The sequence below is a fragment of the Xanthomonas floridensis genome, from assembly GCF_001642575.1.
Taxonomy (GTDB): Bacteria; Pseudomonadota; Gammaproteobacteria; order Xanthomonadales; family Xanthomonadaceae; genus Xanthomonas; species Xanthomonas floridensis.
On record NZ_LXNG01000004.1, the window covers coordinates 106,898 to 131,454 of the forward strand.

Consider the following 24,557-nt stretch of genomic DNA (forward strand, 5'->3'; position numbering starts at 1 on the left):
TTGCGCCATCGAGCGCAGTGCTAGCGGTGGCCGCGTTCCTCGCGTGCACGTACGCGGCGGTCGAACAGCAGCGCGCTGACCACGATGCCCAGGCCCAGCACCACGCCCAGCAGGAACAGCACCATTGCAATGGCGGGGTAGCCCCACAGCTTGAAGCCGGTGTCGATGCGCATCATCTGCGCCGAGGCCATGATCAGTGCCGCAGTGACAATGCCGGCCGCGACGCGGTTGGCGATCTTCTGCAGGCTTTCCATCAGATGCGATTCTTCCAGCCCGGTGACGCGCATCTGCAGGCGGTTTTCCGCCGCCAGCGACAGGATCTCGGACATACGCCGCGGTCCTTCACGTACCAGGTGCTGCAGTTCCATCGCCTCGCTGGCCAGGTTGGCAGCGGACATGGATTTTTTCAGGCGTGCGCGCATCACGTGCTGCAGATGGCGTTCGACGATGCGACGGGTGTCCAGGTTCGGCGACAGGGCGCGGCACACGCCTTCCAGGTTCAGCAGTGTCTTGCCGAGCAGGCTCAGCTCCGGTGGCGTGCGCAGCCCGGTGGAGGTGGCGATGCGCACCAGATCCAGCACCACCCGGCCTTCGGAGGTGGCGTCATGGGCGGCGTAGCGCGCAATCATCTGCCCGGTTTCGCGCTGGTAGCGGTCCTCGTCGTAATCTTCCAGCCGCGTGCTGAGCGCGATGGTCTCTTCGGCCACCTCTTCGCCACGGCCATCGACCGCGGCAAACAGCAGCTTGAGCAGGCGTTCGCGCAGGCGCGGCGGCACGTGCGCCACCATGCCCAGGTCGAAGATCGCCAGACGGCCGTCCGACAGCACCCGCAGGTTGCCTGGGTGCGGGTCGGCATGGATTTCGCCATGCACGAACATCTGATCCAGGTAGCCCTTGACCAGTTCGGCGGCCAGATCGTCCATCGGCTGCTCGGTGCGGCGCAGGCCGGAGATCTTGTCCACACGCACACCTTCGGCCAGCTGCATGGTCAGCACGCGACGGCTGCTCAGATCCCAGATCGGTTGCGGCACCCATAACAGCGGAAACGGCTTGAGATGCTTGCCGAAGCGCACCAGGGTTTCGGCCTCGTCCTGGTAGTTGAGTTCGGCGCGCAAGGTCTTGCCGAATTCGCCCAGCCAATCGGCAAAGCGCACCCGGCGGCCGATGCCGGTCAGGCGGTCGGCGGCAGTGGCGAAGCTCTTGAGCACATCCAGATCCGAACGGACCTGCGCAGCCACCTCAGGCTTTTGCACCTTGATCGCCACCGGCGTGCCATCGCGCAGGGCGGCGCGGTGCACCTGCGCCAGCGATGCGCAGCCCAGCGGCACCGGATCGAAATGCGAGAACGCCTTATTGACCGAAACACCAAGCTCGTCTTCGATGATCTGGCGGATGCGCTCCACCGGCACCGAGCTGGTGTTCTCCTGCATGCGCTCCAGCGCGGTGGCGAACTCCGGCGGCACGATGTCCGGGCGGGTGGATAGCATCTGGCCCAGCTTGACGAAGGTGGGTCCCAGTGCCTCCAGATCGGAGACGAATTGGTCCGGCGTGCCTTCGGCAGGCACTTCGTATTCGTTGATGGCCGCCGGATCCAGGTTCATGCCGGCAAACACGCCCGACCCGCGATACCGCAACAGCAGGCGCAGGATCTGCGTGCGCCGGCTCATGCCACCCACCACGGCGTGGTCGGCCGGGTGCGCGGCCGGGGCCGTGCTGCGGTGTGGATCGTTGGGACTCAAGGCCATCTCCGGGCATCGTGCAAGCGGCGAGTGTGGCCAGCGCCGGGTCGTCAGGTGGTGAATCCGGACGCATCGCGCTGCCGCTTGCGAGCGCGGCAGCACGCGCTGGCCACGGCGGCAAGGCAGTGCCGGCATCGCTCACGCATCGGCGCCCAATCAACCTGCAATGGCCTGCCATCACCCCGCGCGGGCGCCGGATCGGCGAGAATCCCCGGCCACCCACGAAGGACCTTGCGCATGGCCGGTGCCAGCCTGTTCACCCTGCTCGACGACATCGCCACCTTGCTGGACGACGTTTCCATCCTGACCAAGGTTGCGGCCAAGAAGACCGCCGGCGTGCTCGGCGACGATCTGGCGCTCAATGCGCAGCAGGTGACCGGGGTCACCGCCGACCGCGAGTTGCCGGTGGTCTGGGCGGTGGCCAAGGGTTCGCTGGTCAACAAGGTGATCCTGGTGCCGGCAGCCCTGGCGATCAGCGCGCTGGAAGCCTGGCTGCGCGGACGCGGCTACAACATTCCGCTGGTGATGCCGTTGATGATGATCGGCGGCGCTTACCTGTGCTTCGAGGGCGTGGAGAAGCTGGCGCACAAGTTCCTGCACAGCGAAGACGAAGACGCGCAGCGGCACGCCGAACGCACCCGCGCGCTGGCCGACGAGAGCGTGGACGTGGTGGCGCTGGAGAAGGACAAGGTCAAAGGCGCGATTCGCACGGACTTCATCCTGTCGGCCGAGATCATCGTGCTGTCGTTGGGCGTGGTGGCGGGCGTGTCATTCGGTCAGCAGGTGGCCGTGCTGGTGGCGATCGCACTGGCGATGACGATCGGCGTGTACGGCCTGGTGGCGGCGATCGTGAAGCTGGACGACCTTGGCCTGTACCTGACCAAGAAAGGCGCATCGCTGGCCGCGCTGGGCCGCGGCATCCTGGTGGCCGCGCCGTGGTTGATGAAGTTCCTGTCGGTGGCCGGCACGCTGGCGATGTTCCTGGTCGGCGGCGGCATCCTGGTGCACAACATCCCCATGCTGCATCACGTGGTGGTGGATCTGGCCAAGTCGGCCGGCGGCCTGGGCTGGCTGGTCGAGGCGCTGGGCAACATGGTGGTCGGCGTGGTTGCCGGTGCGGTGGTGCTGGCGGTGGTGACCGGCTTCCAGAAGCTGCGCGGGAACAAGGCGGCGCACTAGGGGCTGGCGTTGGTGCCGGCTTCGATTGGGTGCTGGGAGCGGGGTCTGCAGCGGCATGCTGACTCGTGCCGTTCACGCGCGAGGCGGCCTGCTGGGTAGCGCCACGGTGGACTGCGGCAAGGCTTCAAGTGGTTGCCTGGTGCCACGCCTCCCCTGGCTAGTCGGGCGCACGTGTCGGCTCTTGCCTGCCTTGGCTGGCTTGCCGATCCCGGCTTGCCTTCGGTCGAGTGACGCTCGAACGCGCGAGGCGCAGTGCTATCGGCGTGGAAGCCGGCAGTTGAGCATACTCGGCGCCCGCTACCCCGGTTCCGCCGGGCGCACTGAAGTGTGCACGGCATTCGGTGATATCGCTGCAGAAGCCAGCAGTGGCGCGCTAATCGGCACTGATCACCCGATTCTTGCCCGCGGCCTTGGCGTCGTACATGGCGCGGTCGGCGCGGCGGACCAGTTCGTCCTGGGTCTCGTCGGTATGGCGCAGCGCTACGCCCGCACTGAAGCTGATGAAGATCCGTACGTCCTCGTGCAGCAGCGAGCGCTGCGCCAGGGCACGCTGCACGCGAATCACCGCAGCGCTGGCCTCGAAAATGGTCGAGTCCGGCAGCAACAGCACGAATTCCTCGCCGCCGAAGCGGGCAATGGCGTCGGTGGTGCGCAGCACCGCCTTGGCCACGTCCACGGTGTGGCGTAGCGCGGCGTCGCCGCCAGCATGGCCGTGGGCTTCGTTGAGGCGGCGGAAGTCGTCCAGGTCCAGCATCGCCACGCACAGCAGCTGGCCGCTGCGCTGGGTGCGCACTGCCTCGCGTTGAAACAGTTCTTCGAAGCCGCGCCGATTGAGCGCGCCGGTCAGCTGGTCTTCGCGCACCAGCCCGGCCACCGCATTGAGTTCCTGTTCCAGCGAGGCGATGCGTTGTTCGGCGTCTTCGACCTGGCGGCGTGCCGAGAGCAGTTCGTCGCGCGCGGCCAGTGCCTGCGCCTGCACCCCGGCGGTGTCCTGCAGCACGTCCTGCAACAACCGGTTGAGGTCGGGAATGCTGCGAGCGTCGCCGATCGCCTGCGAATAGCCGGCAACGCGGTCGTGATACTCGCCGGTGCTGGTGGCCATGCCGTCGAGCCGGTCGACGAAGGACACCATCATCTCGCGCATGGCGGTCTTGGAGTCGGCAATGCCCTGTTTGAGCAGGCCCTGCTTGTAGATCACCTCGCGCAGGGTGCCGCGTGCCTGCTCGATGGAGTCTCCATCCAGCGGTCCGGCCAACAGCTGTCGCACCACCGAGATCTGGCCCTGCAACCAGCTGCGATCGTCCAGGAGTTCGCCGACGTTCTCCAGCAATAGGTCGAACAAGCCGAGCAACAGGTTCTGCTGCTCGCTGGCGTCTTCGGCACGCAGGCCGATCTGGTGGCTCAGCTCACGCAGGCGCTGCTCCAGCGTGATCAGCTCATGCCCCGGGCGCCAGTGGCGCAGTGCCGATGCCAGGGTCTGCGCTTCTTCGGCCAGCTCCGGGCTGCGTTGCAGCAAGGTGGCCAGGGCATTGCCCAGCGCATGACGCAGCAGGTCGCGCAGTTGTTCGGCTTCGGTGCGGCCTTCTGCCAGCGAGTCGCCGATATCGATGGTGCGGATGTACTTGTCGATCAGCTGGCGCAGCGTGCGGCCATAGCCGAGCCAGTCGCCGGCGGCATAGGCCGTACTCAGGCGTACGCCCATGTCGCCGAGTTCGCCATGCAGGCTGGCAATGCCTTCGGCGAACGCCAGCAGCAGCGCCTCCGGATGCGCGGCGTGCGAGAACAGGCGGATCAGCATGGCCGTGGCAGCGGCCGGGTCGTGCGCGCCGGACTTGGCCTTGGCCGGTACCAGCTGGTGGGCGGCCATGGCCTGTGCGCCATGCGCGGAACTGCGCACGGTTGGCAGGGCCGCCGCCGGGCGCGCGCTGTCCGCGCCACCCCAAGGCAACAGGCGGCGCAGCCCGCCACGCGGGCGGCTTGGAAGTTCAGGCTGGTCTGCCATGCCAGATCTCGAAAAGGTCGACGTGCTAACGCTCGTTATCGGCGCAGACGCAGGCCGCTTGAGCAGGCCCGACCGGAGCGCACCGGGCCAGCATGCCTGCATTGCAACGAGGCGATGCGAAGAAGGGTGAGAAGGCAGGCATGAACAAGTTATGCAGATGACGACGAGCGCGGCTGGGTTCTCCCACATTCGGTGCATCGCACTGCCCGTGCACCGATGCGGGGATGTCATTGCACTGCAATGTGCCGCTTATGCCTGTCCGCATGCGCAACCATGCGCGATGGAATGTGGCTGTCGCAGAAAAGTCAGCACATGTTCACGCATATTTTATTTGGTCGGGGTGTAGATTCATCGACAAGGACGACGTGGAGTACGCGCGTTGGCCCCGCTCCTCATTCGTTGCATGTCGTCTGGCCCGATCGGCAGACGATGGTTGTCGCTTCGCCGTTTTCCGTCTCCACCCACTTTACGACGGACGTTTAGATGGTTGCCATGATGCCGCTCCACGCTACCAGCGCACGCCTCGAGCGCAGCGCGTTGATCCCCACGCTGAAGAAGAGTGGGCGGCCGCGCGATGCGCGCGGGCGTTTCATCCGTCATCACGAGCGTCTGCCGGTGTCGCTGGCCGACACGCGCGGCGCGTTGTTCGTGGTGTCGGAGATGGCCGACTTCATCAAGGCCGGTGGGCTGGGCGATGTGGCGGCCGCGCTGCCGCGCGCGCTGCGTCACCGTTACGACGTGCGTGTGTTGATCCCCGGGTACCGCGCGGTGCTCGAGCGTGCCGGAAAGGTGGAGATCGTGGGCCGTGTGCTGGCGCATGCAGCGCTGCCGGCCTGCGACATCGGCCGTATCGTGCAATCGGACGGCTTGCCGATCTACATCCTGTTGTCCAAGGAACTGTTCGAACGCGATGGCTCGCCGTATGTGAGCACCAGCGGTTCGGAGTTCGAAGACAATGCGATCCGCTTCGCCACCTTGTCGCATGCCGCCGCGCAGATCGCCGCCGGCCATGCCGGGCTGGGCTGGAAGCCGCGCCTGCTGCATCTCAACGATTGGCCGTGCGCGCTGGCGGCCGGTTATGTGCGCTGGTCCGGCGGCACCACCCCGTGCCTGCTCACCATCCACAATCTGGCCTACCAGGGCCTGGTGCCGTATTCGATGGCCGCCGCGCTGGGCATTCCCGCCGAGCGCGTGGCCGAGCTGGAGTTCTACGGGCAGATGTCGTTCCTGCGCGGCGGCATCGTCAATGCCGACCACGTCAACACCGTCAGCGTCAGCTATGCCAAGCAGATCACCGGCCCGGCACAGGGGTGCGGGCTGGACCGGCTGCTGGCCGGTCGCGCCGCCAAGGGCGCGCTGACCGGGATCGTCAATGGCATCGATGCCAGCTGGGATCCGCGCACCGACGCGCATCTGGATTCGCATTTCAGCGTGAACCACTGGCAGGGCCGTCAGGCCAACGCCGGACAGGTGCGCAAGGCATTCGGCCTGCGCGAGAGCACCGGCCCGCTGTTTGCAGTGGTCTCGCGGCTGGTGCACCAGAAGGGCCTGGACCTGATCTGCGAGGTCGCTCCGCAGATCGTGGCGGCCGGTGGTCAGATTGCGGTGATCGGCGGCGGCGAGCCGGAGATCGAGCAGCAGGTGGCTGAGCTGACCCGCCGCTATCCCGGCCAGGTCGGCGCCTTCATCGGCTTCGAGGAAGGCCTGGCACGGCGCATGTTCGCCGGTGCCGACTTCCTGCTGATGCCGTCGCGGTTCGAGCCCTGCGGGTTGAGCCAGATGTATGCCCAGCGCTTTGGCTGCCTGCCGATCGCCCACGCCACTGGCGGGCTGATCGACACCGTGGACGACGGCGTCACCGGCTTCCTGTTCCAGCATGCCAGCACCGAAGCGCTGCGCCGCTGCCTGGAGCGTGCCTTCCGCACCTTCCGCCTGCCCAGCCTGCTGTCGGCGATGCGCCGGGCGGCAATGCTGCGCCCCAGCGGCTGGGATGTGGCCGGCAAGAAGTACCTCTCCCTTTACGAACACACCGCCGCCACTGCGCCCGCGCTTGCGACGGTGTCATGAGCGAACGGCTGGGCGGGCAGGGCCAGGAGACGGAAACTGACGCGGTGACCATGGAAGGCATGTCCGATGTTGCGCAGACCCTGCAGGCCCTGGCCCAGGGTCTGCCCGCCAATGCATTCACGGTGCTGGGCCCGCATCCGCAGGCCGACGGGCGCCGCCGCGTGCGCGTCCTGGCGCCAGGCGCCGAGGCGATGGGCTTGATCGACCCGCGCGGCAAGCTGCTGGCACGCATGCAGGCCACCGAAACAGACGGCCTGTTCGAAGGCGAGCTGGCCGGCGATGGCCCGTACCGGCTGCGTATCGTGTGGCCGGACGTGGTACAGGAGATCGAAGACCCCTATGCATTCGGCCCGATCCTGGACGAATCGCTGCTGCTGCAGATCGCTGCCGGCGACGGGCAGGCGCTGCGCCGCGCACTGGGCGCCCAGCACATGCGCTGCGGCGAGGTGCCGGGTGTGCGCTTTGCGGTATGGGCACCGCATGCGCAGCGCGTGGCCGTGGTCGGCGACTTCAATGGCTGGGAAACGCGGCGGCACCCGATGCGCCAACGCACCGGAGGCTTCTGGGAGTTGTTCCTGCCGCGGGTGGAAGCCGGCGCCCGCTACAAGTACGCCATCACCGCCGCCGATGGTCGTGTGCTGCTCAAGGCCGACCCGGTGGCGCGCCAGAGCGAACTGCCGCCGGCCACCGCCTCGGTGGTGCCCGGTGACGCGGGATTTGCCTGGACCGACGCCGCGTGGATGGGCCGGCGCAGTGCGCAGACCTTGCCGGCGCCGATGTCCATCTATGAGGTGCATGCCGCCTCGTGGCGTCGCGACGGGCATGACCAGCCGCTTGACTGGCCCAGCCTGGCCGGGCAGCTGATTCCGTATGTGCAGCAGCTCGGCTTCACCCATATCGAGCTGCTGCCGATTACCGAGCACCCGTTTGGCGGCTCGTGGGGCTACCAGCCACTGGGCCTGTATGCGCCCACCGCGCGGCATGGCAGCCCGGATGGCTTCGCCGCGTTCGTCGACGCCTGCCATCGCGCCGGCATCGGGGTGATCCTGGACTGGGTCAGCGCGCACTTTCCGGATGACGCACATGGCCTGGCGCAGTTCGATGGCGCGGCGCTGTATGAGCATGCCGACCCGCGCGAAGGCATGCACCGCGACTGGAATACGCTGATCTACAACTACGGCCGCCCCGAAGTGACCGCGTTCCTGTTGGGCAGCGCGCTGGAGTGGATCGACCATTACCACCTCGATGGCCTGCGCGTGGATGCGGTGGCCTCGATGCTGTATCGCGACTATGGCCGCGCCGAAGGCGAGTGGGTACCCAATGCGCATGGCGGCCGCGAGAACCTGGAAGCGGTGGCCTTCCTGCGCCAGCTCAACCGCGAGATCGCCGCCTGCTTTCCCGGCGTGCTGACCATTGCCGAAGAATCCACTGCCTGGCCCGGCGTGACCGCACCGCTGGCCGATGGCGGACTGGGCTTCACCCACAAGTGGAACATGGGCTGGATGCACGACACGCTGAGCTACATGCAGCGCGATCCGGCCGAGCGCGCCCAGCACCACAGCCAGCTCACCTTTGGCCTGGTGTATGCGTTCTCCGAACGTTTTGTGCTGCCGCTGTCGCACGACGAAGTGGTGCACGGCACCGGCGGCCTGCTCGGGCAGATGCCCGGCGACGACTGGCGGCGCTTTGCCAACCTGCGCGCCTACCTGGCGCTGATGTGGGCGCACCCGGGCGACAAGCTGCTGTTCATGGGCGCCGAATTCGGCCAGTGGGCAGACTGGAATCACGACCAGTCGCTGGACTGGCATCTGCTCGATGGCGCGCCGCATCGCGGCGTGCAACGGCTGGTGGGCGATCTCAACGCCGCGCTGCGCCGCGTGCCGGCGTTGTACCGCGGCACCCACCGTGCCGAGGGGTTCGACTGGAGCGTGGCCGACGACGCGCGCAACAGCGTGCTGGCCTTCATTCGCCACGATCCCGACGGTGGCGGCGTGCCGCTGCTGGCGGTGAGCAACCTCACCCCGCAACCGCTGCACGACTACGGCGTGGGCGTGCCGCGTGCCGGCATCTGGCGCGAAATCCTCAATACCGATAGCGCCCATTACGGTGGCAGCAACCTCGGCAACAGCGGTCGTCTGGCGACCGAGCCGATGGGCATGCATGGGCATGCGCAACGGCTGCGCCTGACCTTGCCGCCGCTGGCCACGATCTACCTGCAAGCGGAGAAATAACAATGAACGAGCGCGACGCGACCACCCCGGCCTGGGGCGCATGGCCAGCGGGTGAAGGACAGGTGCGCTTCGCGCTCTGGGCGCCGGACGCCAGCGGCGTGGACGTGGTGTTCGCCGACGGCGCGCGCGCTGCGCTGCAGGCCGGGGCGGATGGCTTCTTCCGTGCGGTGCTGGCCTGTGCCGCCGGCGCGCGCTATCGCTACAGCGTCGACGGTGGCGAGCCGGTACCGGACCCGGCCTCACGCTGGCAGCCGGATGGCGTGCATGGCGCCAGTGCCGTGCAGCCCACCGATGGCCACCGCTGGAGCCACCCGCAGTGGCAGGGCCGGCCCTGGGACGAGGCGGTGATCTACGAACTGCACGTGGGCGCCTGCGGTGGCTATGCCGGCGTGCAGGCGCAACTGCCGCAGCTGGCGGCGATGGGCATCACCGCGATCGAACTGATGCCGCTGAGTGCCTTCCCCGGTGCGCACAACTGGGGCTACGACGGCGTGCTGCCGTATGCGCCGGCGCAGGCCTATGGCACGCCGGACGAACTGAAGGCCTTGATCGACGCCGCGCACGGGCATGGCCTGATGGTGCTGCTGGACGTGGTCTACAACCACTTTGGCCCGGACGGCAATTACCTGCACAGCTACGCGGCGCCATTCTTCAACGAAGACAAGCCCACCCCGTGGGGCGCGGCGATCGACTTCCGCAAGCCGCAGGTGCAGCGCTACTTCCTCGACAACGCGCTGATGTGGTTGCACGAATACCGCTTCGACGGGCTGCGCCTGGATGCGGTGCACGCGATCACCCCGAACGCCTTCCTGGATACCTTGCGCGAGGCCATCGAGACCAGCCTGCCCGCCGGGCGCCACGTGCATCTGGTGCTGGAAAACGAGGCCAACCAGGCCTCGCAGTTGCAACGCGGCTACACCGCGCAATGGGACGACGACTTCCATAACGCCTTGCATGTGCTGCTGACCGGCGAAGAAGAAGGCTATTACGCCGCGTTCGCCGACAAGCCGACCGACCACCTGGCGCGCGTGCTCGGCGAAGGCTTTGCCTACCAGGGCGAGCCGGATCCGCGAGGGCATGTGCGTGGCGAACCAAGCGGGGCATTGCCGCCGCACAAGTTCGTAGTGTTCGCGCAGAACCACGACCAGATCGGCAACCGCGCACGCGGCGAACGGCTGAGCGTGCTGGTCTCGCCGCAGCGCTTGCGTGCAGCGCTGGCGCTGACCGCCTTGACGCCGATGATCCCGCTGTTCTTCATGGGCGAGCCGTGGGGCGCCACCCAGCCGTTCCTGTTCTTCACCGACTTCGGCCCGCCGCTGGACGAGGCGGTGCGCGAAGGCCGTCGCCGCGAGTTCGCGCACTTTGCCGCGTTCGCCGATCAGGCGCAGCGCGCCACCATCCCCGATCCGAACAGCCCTGCCACCTTCGCCGCGTCGCGTTCGCCGATCGCCGACGCCGCGCAGGGCGAAGGCGCGCAGTGGGCGGCGTGGTTCACGGCGCTGCTGGGCGTGCGGCGCCACTGGCTGGTGCCGGGCCTGGCGCAGGCGCGCGCGCTGCGTGCCAGCGTCCTGGCCGATGGCGCGCTCACCGCCACCTGGGAATTGCCGGGCGGGCTATGGCATATCGCCTTCAACGTCGGCGCCGCCCCCGTGCCGCTGCCACCGCGGCGCGGGCAGGTAGTCCATGCCGAAAACATGGAGGCCGCCGCGCAGCTGCTGCCGGTGGATGGCTTCATCGCCTGGCACGAGGCGCAGGCATGAGCGCGCATCCCCTGCACACCCTGGCCACCGCGGCCGGGGTGATGGTCGATTGGGTGGATGCCAGCGATCAACCACGGCAGGTGTCCGAGCCGTCGCTGCAGGCAGTACTCACCGCGCTCGAGTTGCCGGCGGCCACCGCCGCGCAGCGCGAAGACAGCCTGCGCCGCTGCCAGGCACAGGCTGCCGAACCGGCCGCCCTGGTCACGGTGCAGGTGGGCGCGCCGCTGGCGCTGCGCGTTGCCGCCAACGCCAGTGGCCGCTGGACCGATGACAGCGGCGCCAGCGAAGCGGCGCAAGCCAACGCGCAGGGGCAGCTGCGCGCGCCGCAGCGGTATGGTTACTGGACCCTGGAGATCGGCGGGATCACGCAGCAGGTGGCGGTCGCGCCGCAGCGGTGCTTCAGCGTGGCCGATGCCTGCGGCCAGGCCGCACCACATGCCTGGGGCATGGCGCTGCAGGTGTATTCGGCCTGCAGCCCCGACGATGGTGGCATCGGCGACGCCGCCGGCACTGTCGAATGGCTGCGGCATGCGGCAGTGGCCGGTGCCGATGCGCTGGCACTGAGCCCGGTGCACGCTTCACGTCCGGTCACCGGCGGCTACAGCCCGTATTCGCCCAGCGACCGGCGCTTCTTCGACCCACTGCATGCCGCACCGGTGCGTGTGCTCGGCGAGACCGCGCTGGACGCACTCGATGCCGTGCCCGGCCTGCGCGAGCACTTCAGCGCATTGCACAGCCATGCCTTGATCGATTGGCCGGCCTCGGCACAGGCCAAGTGGCGCTTGCTGCGCGAGCTCTACGCGCGGGTGTCGCCCGATCATCCGGATCTGCTGGCGTTCCGTGCGGCAGGTGGTGCGGAGCTGGACGGGTTCGCCCAGTTTGCCGCACGCGATTTCGGCGACAACGATCCGCAGCTGCATGTGTTCACGCAGTGGCTGGCCGCGCGCAGTTGGGCCGACGCACAGCGCGAAGCGCACGAGCGCGGCATGAAGATCGGCCTGATCGCCGACCTGGCAGTGGGCTTCGATCCCAATGGCGCCGAAGCTGCTGCGGCCGGCGACACCGTGTTGCGGGGGCTGGTGCTGGGCGCGCCGCCGGATGCCTTCAACGCCGCCGGCCAGCACTGGGGCATCGGTGCGTATTCGCCCACCGCCCTGCGCCGTAGCGGCTTCGCACCGTACATCGCGCTGTTGCGCGCGGTGCTGCGCGAGCGCGGCGGCATCCGCATCGATCACATCCTGGGCCTGCTGCGGCTGTGGGTGGTGCCCGATGGCGCCAGCTCCAACGAAGGCGCGTATCTGTCCTATCCGCTGCACGACCTGCTCAACCTGCTGGCGCTGGAATCCTGGCGGCACCGCGCCATCGTGATCGGCGAGGACCTGGGCGTGGTGCCGCCGGGCATCCGCGAAGAACTGTCCCAGCGCGGGGTGATGGGCATCGATGTCCTGATGTTCACCCGCGACAAGCACGGTGCATTCATTGCCCCGGCGCTGTGGCGCCCGGACGCGGTGGCCACCACCACCACGCACGATCTGCCCACGCTCACCGGCTGGCGCAAGGGCCGCGACATCGACTGGCGGCGCCAGCTGGGGTTGATCCAGCCCACCCAGGCGGCCGATGACGCCAAGGCGCGCACGCACGATCTGGCCCGCCTGGATGCCGCGGTGGAACACGCCGGCCTGCAGGGCGAGGACCCGTTGCTGGGCGCGCTGCGGTTCACCGCCAGCGGCGTGTCGCCGCTGATGCTGCTGCCGGTGGAAGATGCGCTGGCGCTGGAAGAACAACCCAATCTGCCGGGCACCGTCGAGGTCCATCCCAATTGGCGCCGACGTCTGCCCGATCCCCTGCCGCATGCGCGCCTGACCACCGCGCTGCACGGCGTTGCCGAGGCGCGTCGCGTCGCGGCTGTTTCGGACTCCCAGTCATGATCGACTTCCGCGCCACCGCCCGCCTGCAGCTGCATGCCGGCTTCACCCTGCACGACGCACGCGCGCAGGTGCCGTATTACGCCGGCCTGGGCATCAGCCATCTGTATCTGTCGCCGATCGGTACGGCGGTGCCGGGCTCCACGCATGGCTACGACAATATCGACCCGACCGTGGTCAACCCCGAGCTCGGCGGCGAAGCGGCGTTGATCGCGCTGTCGACGGCGGCGCGCGAACACGGCATGGGGTTGATCGCCGACATCGTGCCCAACCACATGGCCACCCATGCAGACAACGCGTGGTGGTGGGACGTGCTGCGGCATGGGCGTAGTGCCAAGCATGCCGACTGGTTCGACATCGATTGGCGCGCTCCGGGGCGCGACGGCAAGCTGTGGCTGGCGGTGCTGGATCGCCCGTATGCCAGCGCCCTGGCCGAAGGCCTGATCACCCTGGTGGTGGACGAAGACGGTAGCGCCGCACTGGCGCATTACGACCAGCGCTATCCGATCCGCCCGCAAACCCTGGACGTGCCGGAACCTGCCGCACGCGCGCAGTGGTTGCGCGACTACAACGATGGCGCCAAGCGTGGCGATGGCCGTCTGCACAAGCTGATCGAACGTCAGCCGTATCGCCTGAACTGGTGGCGCGTGGGTAACGACATGCTCAACTACCGCCGCTTCTTCGACATCACTTCGCTGGTGGCCCTGCGGGTGGAATTGCCGGTGGTGTTCGATGCCGTGCACGCGCTGCCGCTGCGGCTGGTGGCCGAAGGACACCTGGATGGCCTGCGTATCGATCACGTGGACGGGCTCACCGACCCCACCGGCTATGTGCGCAAGCTGCGCAGCCGGCTGGATGCGGCCGGCCGCGCGCGCGGGCTCAAGCCCGGCACGCTGGGCCTGTATCTGGAAAAGATCCTTGCCCCCGGCGAACACCTGCCGGCCGACTGGCCCTGCGACGGCACCACCGGTTACGACTTCATGGACCAGGTGAGCGGCGTGCTGCACGACGAGGCCGGCTTCAAGCCCCTGGCACGCGCGTGGCAGAAGGCCAGCGGCCGCAGCGGCGACTTTGCGCAGGAAGAGCGCACCGCGCGCGACGAGATGTTGCGTGGCCCATTGCAGACGGAATTCAATCGCGCCGTGGGTGCGTTGTCGGCACTGGCGCGGCTGGACCCGCCTACCCGCGAGTTCAGCCCGCAGATGCTGGCGCGCGGGCTGTGCGTGCTGCTGCGGTGGTTCCCGGTGTACCGCACCTACGCCGGTGCCAAGGGCATCGGCGGCAGCGAAGCCGAGCGCCTGCGCGCCACCGCCGCGCGTGCACGCCAGGGCATGCCCGAAGCGATCGTGGCGGCGGTGAACGCCATCGAGCGCTGGCTGCTGGACGATGCCGGCGCCGATCGCGCGCAGATCGCGTTGCGGCGCATCCTGCGCCGGCGCGTTGAGCAGCTTTCCGCACCGCTCAATGCCAAGGCGGTGGAAGACACCGCCTTCTATCGGCACGGCGTGCTGCTGTCGCGCAACGAAGTGGGCAGCCATCCGACCCATTTCGCCAATGAGGCCGCGCAGTTCCACGCACAGAACCTCGAGCGCGCCAGGCACTATCCGCGCGCGCTGCTGGCCACTGCCACGCACGATCACAAGCGCGGCGAAGACCTGCGCATGCGGCTGGCGGTGTTGTCCGAACAACCGCGCTGGTGGATCGAGCAGAGTACCCAGTTCGACACCCTGGCCGAGGCGCTGGATGCGCCGTCCCTGGCCGGTGGCGATCAGCAGATGCTGTGGCAGACCCTGGTGGCCGCCTGGCCGATCGGCCAGGGCGCCGACCAGGCCGAGCCGCTGGCCGCCTTTGCCGAGCGCGTGGCGCAGTGGCTGCTCAAGGCGGTGCGCGAAGCCAAGCTGCACACCAGCTGGACCGATGGCTCGGCCGAGTACGAACAGGCGGTGCAGGCCACGGTGGAGCAGGTGCTGTGCAGTCGCGCCGGTCTGCCGCTGCGGCGCGCGTTGCTGCGCGCCAGCAACCACATCGCCGCGGCCGGTGCGCGCAATGCGCTGGTGCAGACCACCTTGCGCCTGACCGTGCCGGGCGTACCCGATCTGTACCAGGGCACCGAAGGCTGGGACCTGTCGTTGGTGGACCCGGACAACCGCCGCCCGGTGGACTACACGCAACGCCAGCAATGGCTGGACCAGACACGCGACTGGAGCACGCTGCTGCGCAACTGGCGCGATGGCGCGGTCAAGGCCCGCCTCACCGCGGTGCTGCTGCAACTGCGCCGCGAACATCCGGCGCTGTTTGCGAAGGGCGACTATCAAGCCTTGCAGGTCGCCGTCAGCGGCGATGCGCAGGTGCTGGCCTTCCGTCGCCACTACCGCGGCCAGTCGCTGGTGGTAGCGGTGACGCGGCTGGGCGCCGGTGCGCAGGGCGACGGCGACCTGCCCTTGCTGGTGCCGCCGGCCACCTGGGGTCAGGCAGCGTTGGCCTTGCCGGAAGCGTCCTACCGTAATGTGCTCGACGGCAGCACGCTGCAGCCCCAGCGCGGCCGGGTGCCGCTGTCGACGCTGTTTGCACGTGCGCCGGTGGCAGTGTTGTCGGCCTCGTCATCCCTAGACCCCTGAGAGAAACGCACGCAATGAATGAAATGGAACGGCAGGCACGGCTTCGCCAGTTGGCACAGGAGATCTGGGAGGCCGAAGGCCGTCCCGACGGGCATGCGGACCGCCACTGGGCGATGGCCGAGCGTCTGGTGGATGCCGAAGAGCGCGCGGCCGAGCAGGCCGCCGAGCATGCGGTCACGCCGATCACTGCACGTCAGTAACGCCGCCTCTGTCACCGTCTCTACGTGCCTGTCGCACAATCGGCGTCCGTGCTCACCGCGTACGCCAGCGCTTTCCCGCAGCGCTGCTCTCCCGCATCTGAGTTCACCGCATCAAGGAGTTACCGATGGCCACTCGCAAGTTCACCCAGCGCTCGCGCATCCGCGAAGGCCGTCCCAACCCGCTAGGCGCCACCTGGGATGGTCTGGGCGTCAATTTTGCGCTGTATTCGCGCAATGCCACGCGGGTGGAGCTGTGCCTGTTCGACGAGCGCGGCCGCGAGCAGGAACGCATCGCACTGCCCGAATACACCGACGAGGTCTGGCACGGCTATCTGCCCGACGCGCGTCCCGGCCAGCTGTACGGCTACCGGGTGCATGGTCCCTATGCGCCGGATGCCGGCCACCGCTTCAACCACAATAAGTTGCTGCTGGACCCGTATGCCAAGCAGATTGTCGGCGAGCTCAAATGGGCACCGCACCTGTTCGGTTACACCATCGGCCATCGCGACAAGGACCTGAGTTTCGATCGCCGCGACAGTGCCGCGTTCATGCCCAAGTCTGCGGTGATCGACCCGGCCTTTACCTGGGGCCAGGACCGCCCGCCGCAGACGCCCTGGAACCGCACGGTGATCTACGAGGCGCACGTGCGTGGCCTGAGCATGTTGCATCCGGCGGTACCGCCGGAAAATCGCGGCACCTTTTCGGCCTTGAAGACCGACGAACTCATCGACCACATCAGCTCCCTCGGCGTCACCGCGGTGGAATTACTCCCCGTGCATGCCTTCGTCGACGATCAATACCTGCTGGAAAAAGGTCTACGCAATTACTGGGGCTACAACACCCTGGGCTTCTTCGCCCCGCAGGGGCGCTACATGTCCACACGCACGGTGGCCGAATTCAAGCAGATGGTGGCGCGGCTGCACCACGCCGGACTGGAAGTGCTGCTGGACGTGGTCTACAACCACACCGCGGAAGGCAACGAACTCGGGCCCACGCTGTCGTTCAAGGGCATCGACAACGCCAGCTATTACCGCCTGGCCGACGACCGCCGTTTCTATATCAACGACACCGGCACCGGCAACACCTTCGACCTGACCAACGTCGGCGCGCTGCGCATGGTGATGGACTCGTTGCGTTACTGGGTGCAGGAAATGCACGTGGACGGCTTCCGCTTCGATCTGGCCAGCATCCTCGGCCGCGAGCGCTATGGCTTCGATCCATCGGGCAGCTTTCTGGATGCAGTGCGGCAGGACCCCGTGCTGAGTCAGACCAAGTTGATCGCCGAGCCGTGGGACATCGGTCCCGGCGGCTACCAGGTAGGCAATTTCCCGCCCGGCTGGGTGGAATGGAACGACAAGTTCCGCGACAACGTGCGCGCCTTCTGGCGCGGTGATGGCGGCCAGCTGGCGGAACTTGCCACGCGCCTCACCGGCTCGGCCGACCTGTTCAATCACAGCGGCCGCCGCCCCACTGCCTCGGTCAACTTCGTCACTGCGCACGACGGCTTCACCCTGCGCGATCTGGTGAGTTACGAAGGCAAGCACAACATGGCCAACGGCGAGGACGGCCGTGACGGCAGCGACCACAATATTTCCGCCAATTACGGAGTGGAAGGCGACACCAACGACCCGGCGATCAAGCAGCTGCGCCGCCAGCAGATGCGTAACCTGCTGGCCACCTTGCTGCTGTCGCAGGGCACGCCGATGCTGCTGGCCGGCGATGAATTCGGCCACAGCCAGAACGGCAACAACAACGCCTACTGCCAGGACAACGAGCTGACCTGGATCGACTGGACCGCAGCCACCAAGGCAGCGGCGGCCGACCAAGCCGCGTTCGTGCGTCGTTTGATCCGCATCCGTCAGCGGTACCCGCTGCTGCATCGCGCGCGCTTTTTCGATGGCAAGTTCGACGAAGCATTGGGCCTGAAGGATCTCACCTGGCTGGCGCCCAACGGTGTGGAGATGGACGAAGCTGCCTGGCACGACCCGGAGGCGCGTGCGCTGATGCTGCGCCTGGACGGCCGCTCGCCGACCACCGGCCTACGTGAGATCGCCGCCAACGTTACCTTGCTGATGCTGATCAATGCCGCGTCCACCAGCGTGTCGTTCATTCTGCCGGCGATGCACGACGAACATTGGCGTGTGCTGGTCGACACTGCCCGCCACGGCGGGCGCGTGGTCGCTGGCGGCAGCGAGTGGAAGGCGCCGGCGCATTCGCTGACGTTGCTGGCGGTGGAGCGCGACCGCATTGCCAGCAGTGCGCGCATCGTCTCCGAAGGGGCGCGCTGATGGCGAGGATGGTCTGATGGACGTATTGCTGGCAGGAGCCACCGGGTTGGTCGGCAAGCAGGTGTTGCAGCAGTTGCTGTCCGATGCCCGCTGCACCGGCGTGGTGGCGGTGACGCGTCGCCCGCTGACGCAGATCCATCCCAAGCTGCGTAGCCAGGTGATCGATTTTGAACGCCTGTCCAGCTGGACTGCACCGCGCATGGAAGCGGCCATCTGCGCCTTGGGTAGCACGATGAAACAGGCCGGCTCGCGCGAGGCCTTCTATCGCATCGATCACGATTACCCGATGGCGCTGGCGCGCGCCGCCTGCGCGCAGGGCACCTCGGTGTTCGTACTGAACTCGGCGGCCGGCGCCGACGCGCGCTCGCGCATCTTCTACAACCGGGTCAAGGGCGAGCTGGAACGCGACCTGCGCGAGGTCGGTTTTCCGTCGCTCACCTTCGTACGCCCGGGCCTGATCGGTGGCGAACGCGAGGAGCGCCGCACCGGCGAGCATATCGGCAGCCTGGTGCTGGGTGCACTGGGCCCGATCCTGCCGCGCCGGTTCCGCATCAATCCGGCCGAGCGGATTGCCGCGGCGATGGTAAGCGCAGCGTTGGCACCGGCGCGCGGCGAGCACAGTGTTGAGGCGGCGGAACTGGTTGGCTGACCGTCGCCCTGCGCGTGCTCGCAGGGGGAGGGATGCAAGCCTGAGTGTCTTCGTAGGAGCGCTCCCGAGCGTGATGAGCCCTCACTGGTAATGCCGCGTCGCGCTCTGGCGCGCTCCTACCAAGGTGAGTGCAGCGGCATCCTCGCTGGCACAGCAGTTGCTCACACGCCCAGCGACTGCCCACCATCCACCGCCAACACCTGCCCGGTGATCCAGCGCGCCTGCGACGAGGCCAGGAACAAGGCGGCGTCAGCGACATGCTGCACCTGCCCGAAACTGCCGAACGGAATGCTGTCGCGGATGCGTGCGTACAGTTCCGGCTCTTCGCGCCTGCGCTGGTCCCATAGCCCGTCTGGAAATTCGATCGAGCCCGGTGCGATGGCATTGACGCGGATGCGTTCGCGCGCCAGCTCGGCCGCCAGGGTGGTGGTGTAGTAATTCAGCGCGGCCTTGGCGGTGGAGTAGGCAATCGCGCGCGGCGTCGGGCGCTGCGCGTTGATCGAGCTGATGTTGAGGATCACCGCATCCGCACTGCGGCGCAGATGTGGCAGTGCCGCGCGGTTGCAGCGCACGGCCGCCATCAGGTCGATCTCCAGGCCGGCCTGCCAACTGGCATCGTCCGTGCCGTGACCGTAGCCGGAGGCATTGTTGACGACCACATCCAGACCATCCAGTGCCTGCGCGGCGGCCTGCACGTAGTGCTCGATCTGTGCCACGTCGGCCAGGTCGCAGGGCAGGGTGTGCACCGGCGTACCGAGTGCCGCCAGCATCTGCGCCGCCTGTGCCAGGCCCTCGGGGTTGCGCGCACAGATCGACACCCGCGCGCCATTGCGCACGAATGCGTCGGCGATCGCCAAGCCAATGCCGCGGCTGCCACCGGCGATCAGGACACGTTGCGGAGGAGATGCGGAGTTGGACATGCCAGATACCAGAGAACAGAGACTCGCATTATCGGGCAGCTGGCGCTGCATGAGTCCTGACGGCTGGATCTTGCGCGTAGAGCAGTGTGCAACGCGACGTTTCGGGATGTGACGTTGCTCCATGCACTATGTAGTGGGGCGTCCATCGGAGCAACTGCCTGCTGCGGCAGCATGCGTCGCCTATCTGCGCTGGCGGATGTCATCTGGCTAGTGGCCCGTACCGACACAGCAGCCATGCCGGCGCAATGGGCCATATCAGAGCCATCACCCCGATCGATATCCACGCCGGCATAAGCACCTGCATACCTCAGCGTCCGCGCCGGTGTTGACGGGAAGATCCGTTGCACCATCAAGCCCGGAAGCGAAGCCTGATCGCCCGTGACAACGCACGAACCAAAGCGCAAGCCAAGGTCAAACCCAAAGCCAAAGCCAAAGCCAAAGCCAAAGCCAAAGCCACAGCCACAGCCACAGCCACAGCCACAGCCAACGGCCCTGTACTGTGAAGCCAAGGTTGGCCGCCCTGCACAAGGTGCTCGAGCAGAAGATTAGAAAGAGCGTCCTTCAAAACCGGCAACGACGCGAACGAGCACACACCCGCGCCAGCCCCTGCCTCCGGCATTCTCATGCCCATCGTTGGCGCGCTTTCCCGGGATGCAGGTAACCAGGCGTCCTTGCGCAACAGCGAGCCAAGCCGCTGCCAACATCGTCGATTGATCTGGTCGATTGCAGTGGCGACCGCTGTCATCTCATTGCCATGTGCGCCAGCCGCTGCTTGCCCCATAAGCCTCATCACCGCTGGCGATCAGCTCATGCCTTTCTGGCTGCTCGTCGCTAACCAAACGTTTACACACCGGCGGCGCGCTGCGGGCACAACGTGCGGGTCATTCAGTGGGGAGTTGCACATGGAAACCCATATCACCGTCATCGGTGCCGGCTTCTGCGGCACCGCGCTGGTCCGTGCGCTGGCGCAGACGGCCGACGCACAGGTGCGCATCACGCTGGTCGGCGTGGCCGACACTTTCGGCAGCGGCATCGCCTATGGCGCGGCGCGACCGGAGCACCTGCTCAATGTGCGCGCCAAGGATCTGGGCATCGACGCGCAGGCGCCGGGCGCCTTTGCCGACACGTTGCATCTGGGCGATAGCGGGCGATTGGAATTCCTGCCGCGGCTGGCCTATGGCGACTATCTGCGCAGCGAACTGGATGCGGCAGTGAGCGGCGCGCAGGCCTCGATCGTGCGGCTGTCGCAGGAGGCGGTGGCAGTGGAGCGGGTGCGCAAGGGGTTTCGCGTGTTCCTGGCCAACGGCGATGCCTTCCACAGCGACCGCGTGGTGTTGGCGGTGGGTGGGCTGCAGCCGCAGGCGCTGGCCGGCATCGGCCCGCGCTTGAGCGTGCATCCGCGCTACATCGGCTGGCCGTGGCAGGGCGATGCGCTGGCGCGGTTGTCACCGGATGACGATGTACTGATCGTCGGCGCGGGCCTGACCATGGTCGATGTGGCGCTGACCCTGCACGCGCGCGGGCACAGGGGACGGCTGCTGGCGATCTCGCGGCGCGGGCTCGCACCGCAGGCGCATCTGCGCCAGCCCGGCGCACCGCTGGAGTTGCCGCCGCATCTGCAACGCGCGCTCAAGGACGCCGACCTGCGCGGCCTGTTGCGCGGTGTGCGCCAACTGAGCGCAGTGGTGGACGACTGGCGGCGCGTGGTGGATGCGCTGCGCCCGCATCTGCAGCCGCTGTGGCAACGCCTGGAACTATCGCAGCGTGCGCGCTTCCTGCGCCATCTGCGCCCGTACTGGGAAGTAGCGCGGCATCGCGTGGCGCCGGGCGCAGCGGAGCAACTGGCGCAATTGCAGGCCGGCGGCCAGCTACAGGTTGTCGCTGCGCGGCTGCTGCGTGCACGCTGGGTTCCGGATGGTGTGGAAGCGGTGATCCGCGCGCGCGGCGCGGCCGATGCGCAGACGCTGCGGTTCGACGCGGTTGTTCGCGCTACCGGCCTGGACACCGATATCGACCGGACCAGCGACCCATTGATCGCCGGCATGCGCGAAGCCGGCCTGCTGCGCGCCGACCCACTGGGACTGGGCGTGGATACCGACGCGCAACTGCGCGTGCGCGATGGCACCGGGCAGATCGTGCCGGGGCTGTACTGCGTGGGGCCGCTGCTGCGCGGGCGTTATTGGGAAATCACCGCCGTTCCCGAGTTGCGCGTGGCCACGCGCGCACTGGCCGATCGACTGCTGCTGGGCGCAACGCCGGCGTTACAGCCGGAACCCGAACAGGTGCCGCGCGAGGTCAATGCGCGCTTGTAAGGCGGGGGCTGTGTTTCGCTTTCCTTGTTGGCGTGCGTACTCGCAGGTGTACGCGGATCTGGTGTGACGTCACTTTGTCAGTGATGCGGTGCATCGGTGCGCGCACGCTGGCCGTATCGAGCAAGTGCAGGACGGCGCTGTCCAGGCAGGCGTCGTCAGAACTGTGCACCCGTGCACGCGCTTTGTCGAACAACGCAAACATGCAGCGCGATGCGTAGTGCGGCGCGCATTGTCGTGCAGGACCGGGGCATGGTGCTTGCCCTGAACATCTCTGATGTCCAGGGCGCTTGATTCCCTCGTCTGCCTGGAGTTCGCCATGCCCCGTCTCGCTTCCGCTATCTTTGCCGCTGCGCTCAGTGCCTGTGCCCTGCCTGCCATGGCCAGCGAATCGCTCAATACGCGTGCCGACGTCATCGCTGCACTGGATGCCGGTTACGACGTCAGCCTGACCACCGATCTCAGTCGCTGCACGCCCGAACAGGGCACGCCGGCCAGCCAGACGCGCGGCGGCCGGCATATCGATGCCTACCGCATCACCGAGGATGGCACGGCCGCGTTCTCCGGCTCGCATTTCACCGTGGCCAACGACGGCAAGCCGATCCAGCAGTTCATGCGGTACCAACTGCGTCCGGATGGCAGCGTGCGCTTCACCACCTACATGTACGACCTGCCGGCACTGCAGCAGCGCGGACCGATGCTGGCGTATCTGTGCACGATCAATCAGGGCATTCGTTTCCATGCCGATTGATTGCGGTCAACGCGCAAGGCGCTACGTGCGTTGGACGCTCGGAGTTGTGCATCGAAATTGCACGCGTCGACGTTGTACATTCGGACTTGCGATGTTGTAGCAAGACGTGGCATCGCGACGCTCGTGAGGTGATGACAAGGTGCGCAAGCAATCGAGGCTGCGCACGTACCCTCATCCGCCCCTGCGGGGCAGCTTCTCCCGGCGGGAGAAGGGATTCTCTTCATAATGCGGAAGTAGTGCGCGCAGCCGCAGCCCCTCTCCTGCGGGAGAGGGGGTGGGGTGAGTGTCGGGGCACAGCCACGCGCGGCGTCTGGTGAGCAGGCACCGAAGCATGCAGGCATCACCTGCACGAACGCTGGCAATCGGCGGCGTTGTGCGCCATGGCGCGAGCCGCTGCTGCTACTGCTATTACTGCACCGCCACCCCTTCATCGCCGCCAGTCTGCCAACCGCCACCCAAGGCCCTGAACGTAGCGACCGCACTGCGCGCAGCTTCGGTGCGTGCCTGCACCTGCGCATCGGAGGCACGCAGCAGGCTGTCGTCGGCGTTCAGCACTTCGATCAGGCTGACCGTGCCTTTTTCATAGGCCAGTGCCGAGGCGCCGCGCGCCTTGCCCAACGCATCCACGCCTTGCGCCAGCACGCTGGCCTGCTGCTCGCGTTTCACCAGCGCGACGAAGGCATTTTCGACATCTTCGGTGGCACGCAGCACCGCCAGCCGGTAGGCCGCCAATTGCTCGGCTTCCTGGCCCTTGGCCTGGGCAATCTGCGCGTTGATGCGGCCGAAATCGAATAGCCGCCAGCGCAACCCCAGCACGCCGGACGCCTGCGCGGCATCGCCGGTGAACAGATTGGCGCCGGAGAGGGCCGTCGCACTGCCGAGCAGCCCGCTCAGCGAAAATTTGGGGTAGTACTCGGACATCGCCACGCCGATGCGCGCATTGGACGCGGCCAGCCGGCGCTCGGCCGCGATCAGGTCGGGCCGGCGGCGCAACAGCTCGGCCGGCGAGCCGCAGTCGGCAATCTGCGGCGCCAGCGGGATGGGTTTGCTGGCCGCCAACTCGGCATGGTGGGTGCCGGGCACGACGCCCAGCATCACATCGAGCGCGTTCATCGCAGTCACCAGCCCCGCTTCCAGTCCCGGCACCGTGGCCTGTGCCTGGGCGAGCGCACCGTGGGCCTGCTGCAGCTGCAGGTCTGCCGCCAGGCCCTTGTCGTGCAGCAGCGTCACCATCGACACCAGGCCCTGCTGGGTGGCGACCTGGCGACGGGCCACGTCCAGCCGCGCCTGCAGGCCACGGATGCTGATGTAGATGTCGGCAGTCTGCGCGGCTACCGCCAAGCGGGTGGCCGCCGCACCGGCTTCGCTGGCCTGATAGTCGGCCAACGCCGCCTGGCGCCCGCGACGCAGGCCGCCGAACAGGTCCAGCTCCCAGCTGGCGCCCAGGTTGGCGTCGTAAAGGCTGGCGTAGCGGTCGAAGTCGGGGGTGCTGGCGAGCACCTGCCCCAGCGGTGTTTCCAGCGACTGGTAGGCACGCGTCGCACTGCCGGAGAGGGTGCCCGATGGCAGCAGCGCCGCGGTTGCCGCGCTCAGCCCGGCGCGGGCCTGGGTTACCCGCGCGGTGGCCTGGGCCAGGTCCAGGTTTTGCGCCAGGGCGGCGCTGACATAGCGGCTCAGGTCCGGGTCGTTGAAGCTGCTCCACCAGGTAGTGAGGTCCGACTGGGCAGTGGCAGGGCGCGCGGCGACCTCGGCCTGGCCAACGTAGCGGTCGGGGAGCGGGGCGTCCGGACGGGTGTAGTCGGGACCGACCGCGCAGCCTGTCGCGAGGCTGGCGGCAACGAGCACTGCAAGGAGGCGGAGTGACGGCATGACGGGACCGGAGCGTTGAAAGGTGAGTGACTATAGTACGAAATGGTCAC

Annotated in this window: 16 protein-coding genes; 11 read left to right on the top strand and 5 right to left on the bottom strand. The window is 67.6% G+C overall.

Translation table 11 applies throughout. From position 1 onward, the window contains the following. Positions 1 to 20: 20 nt before the first annotated feature. Positions 21 to 1,745, bottom strand: a complete 1,725-nt coding sequence (locus tag A7D17_RS03350) for an ABC1 kinase family protein (protein ID WP_064507797.1) — start codon at positions 1,743 to 1,745, stop codon at positions 21 to 23. A 231-nt stretch (positions 1,746 to 1,976) separates the two neighbouring features. On the opposite strand from A7D17_RS03350, the gene A7D17_RS03355 reads away from it, so the two are divergent. After that, positions 1,977 to 2,918, top strand: coding sequence for a DUF808 domain-containing protein (locus tag A7D17_RS03355; RefSeq protein ID WP_064507798.1), 942 nt, complete (start codon positions 1,977 to 1,979; stop codon positions 2,916 to 2,918). Positions 2,919 to 3,291: 373 nt separating this feature from the next. On the opposite strand, the gene A7D17_RS03360 is transcribed toward A7D17_RS03355, so the two are convergent. Further along, on the bottom strand, positions 3,292 to 4,920 hold the full coding sequence (locus tag A7D17_RS03360) for a GGDEF domain-containing protein (RefSeq protein ID WP_064507799.1): 1,629 nt from the start codon (positions 4,918 to 4,920) through the stop codon (positions 3,292 to 3,294). A 483-nt stretch (positions 4,921 to 5,403) separates the two neighbouring features. Between A7D17_RS03360 and glgA the strand changes: the two genes are divergently transcribed. The 8 genes from glgA to A7D17_RS03400 all read left to right on the top strand — a co-directional run bounded on the left by glgA (position 5,404) and on the right by A7D17_RS03400 (position 18,658). After that, on the top strand, positions 5,404 to 6,987 hold the full coding sequence (gene glgA / locus A7D17_RS03365) for a glycogen synthase GlgA (RefSeq protein ID WP_064507800.1): 1,584 nt from the start codon (positions 5,404 to 5,406) through the stop codon (positions 6,985 to 6,987). After that, a complete protein-coding gene (locus A7D17_RS03370) occupies positions 6,984 to 9,218 on the top strand; it encodes a 1,4-alpha-glucan branching enzyme (RefSeq protein ID WP_064507801.1) in 2,235 nt (744 codons plus the stop codon). Before glgA ends, A7D17_RS03370 begins: the two co-directional genes overlap by 4 nt. 2 nt (positions 9,219 to 9,220) lie before the next feature. Further along, positions 9,221 to 10,978: a malto-oligosyltrehalose trehalohydrolase gene (gene treZ / locus A7D17_RS03375; RefSeq protein ID WP_064507802.1), complete on the top strand. Its 1,758-nt coding sequence runs from the start codon at positions 9,221 to 9,223 to the stop codon at positions 10,976 to 10,978. After that, positions 10,975 to 12,906 (top strand): 4-alpha-glucanotransferase, encoded by a 1,932-nt coding sequence (locus A7D17_RS03380; RefSeq protein ID WP_064507803.1) that lies wholly within the window; start codon positions 10,975 to 10,977, stop codon positions 12,904 to 12,906. Before treZ ends, A7D17_RS03380 begins: the two co-directional genes overlap by 4 nt. After that, positions 12,903 to 15,521 carry a malto-oligosyltrehalose synthase gene (gene treY, locus A7D17_RS03385; RefSeq protein ID WP_064507804.1) on the top strand — a complete coding sequence of 873 codons (2,619 nt, stop codon included), beginning with the start codon at positions 12,903 to 12,905 and terminating at the stop codon, positions 15,519 to 15,521. Before A7D17_RS03380 ends, treY begins: the two co-directional genes overlap by 4 nt. A 14-nt stretch (positions 15,522 to 15,535) precedes the next feature. Then, positions 15,536 to 15,721: a DUF2934 domain-containing protein gene (locus tag A7D17_RS03390; RefSeq protein WP_029218558.1), complete on the top strand. Its 186-nt coding sequence runs from the start codon at positions 15,536 to 15,538 to the stop codon at positions 15,719 to 15,721. 125 nt (positions 15,722 to 15,846) lie between these two features. After that, the gene (gene glgX / locus A7D17_RS03395) at positions 15,847 to 18,009 is read left to right on the top strand and encodes a glycogen debranching protein GlgX (RefSeq protein WP_064507805.1); all 2,163 of its coding nucleotides are present in this window, start codon (positions 15,847 to 15,849) and stop codon (positions 18,007 to 18,009) included. 16 nt (positions 18,010 to 18,025) lie between these two features. Beyond that, the gene (locus tag A7D17_RS03400) at positions 18,026 to 18,658 is read left to right on the top strand and encodes an NAD(P)H-binding protein (RefSeq protein ID WP_064507806.1); all 633 of its coding nucleotides are present in this window, start codon (positions 18,026 to 18,028) and stop codon (positions 18,656 to 18,658) included. A gap of 161 nt (positions 18,659 to 18,819) precedes the next feature. On the opposite strand, the gene A7D17_RS03405 is transcribed toward A7D17_RS03400, so the two are convergent. After that, positions 18,820 to 19,578, bottom strand: a complete 759-nt coding sequence (locus A7D17_RS03405; protein ID WP_064507807.1) for an SDR family NAD(P)-dependent oxidoreductase — start codon at positions 19,576 to 19,578, stop codon at positions 18,820 to 18,822. 349 nt (positions 19,579 to 19,927) lie between these two features. Further along, positions 19,928 to 20,323 (bottom strand): hypothetical protein, encoded by a 396-nt coding sequence (locus A7D17_RS24405; RefSeq protein WP_161946520.1) that lies wholly within the window; start codon positions 20,321 to 20,323, stop codon positions 19,928 to 19,930. Positions 20,324 to 20,480: 157 nt separating this feature from the next. Between A7D17_RS24405 and A7D17_RS03415 the strand changes: the two genes are divergently transcribed. Together A7D17_RS03415 and A7D17_RS03420 are read left to right on the top strand one after the other, a co-directional pair. After that, entirely contained in the window at positions 20,481 to 21,890 is a 1,410-nt protein-coding gene (locus A7D17_RS03415; protein ID WP_064507809.1) for an FAD/NAD(P)-binding protein, read from the top strand. 316 nt (positions 21,891 to 22,206) lie between these two features. After that, the gene (locus A7D17_RS03420; RefSeq protein ID WP_064507810.1) at positions 22,207 to 22,638 is read left to right on the top strand and encodes a VirK family protein; all 432 of its coding nucleotides are present in this window, start codon (positions 22,207 to 22,209) and stop codon (positions 22,636 to 22,638) included. Between the two features lie 408 nt (positions 22,639 to 23,046). Here A7D17_RS03420 and A7D17_RS03425 read toward each other — a convergent pair whose 3' ends face one another. Continuing rightward, positions 23,047 to 24,507, bottom strand: coding sequence for an efflux transporter outer membrane subunit (locus A7D17_RS03425; RefSeq protein ID WP_064507811.1), 1,461 nt, complete (start codon positions 24,505 to 24,507; stop codon positions 23,047 to 23,049). Positions 24,508 to 24,557: the final 50 nt, after the last annotated feature.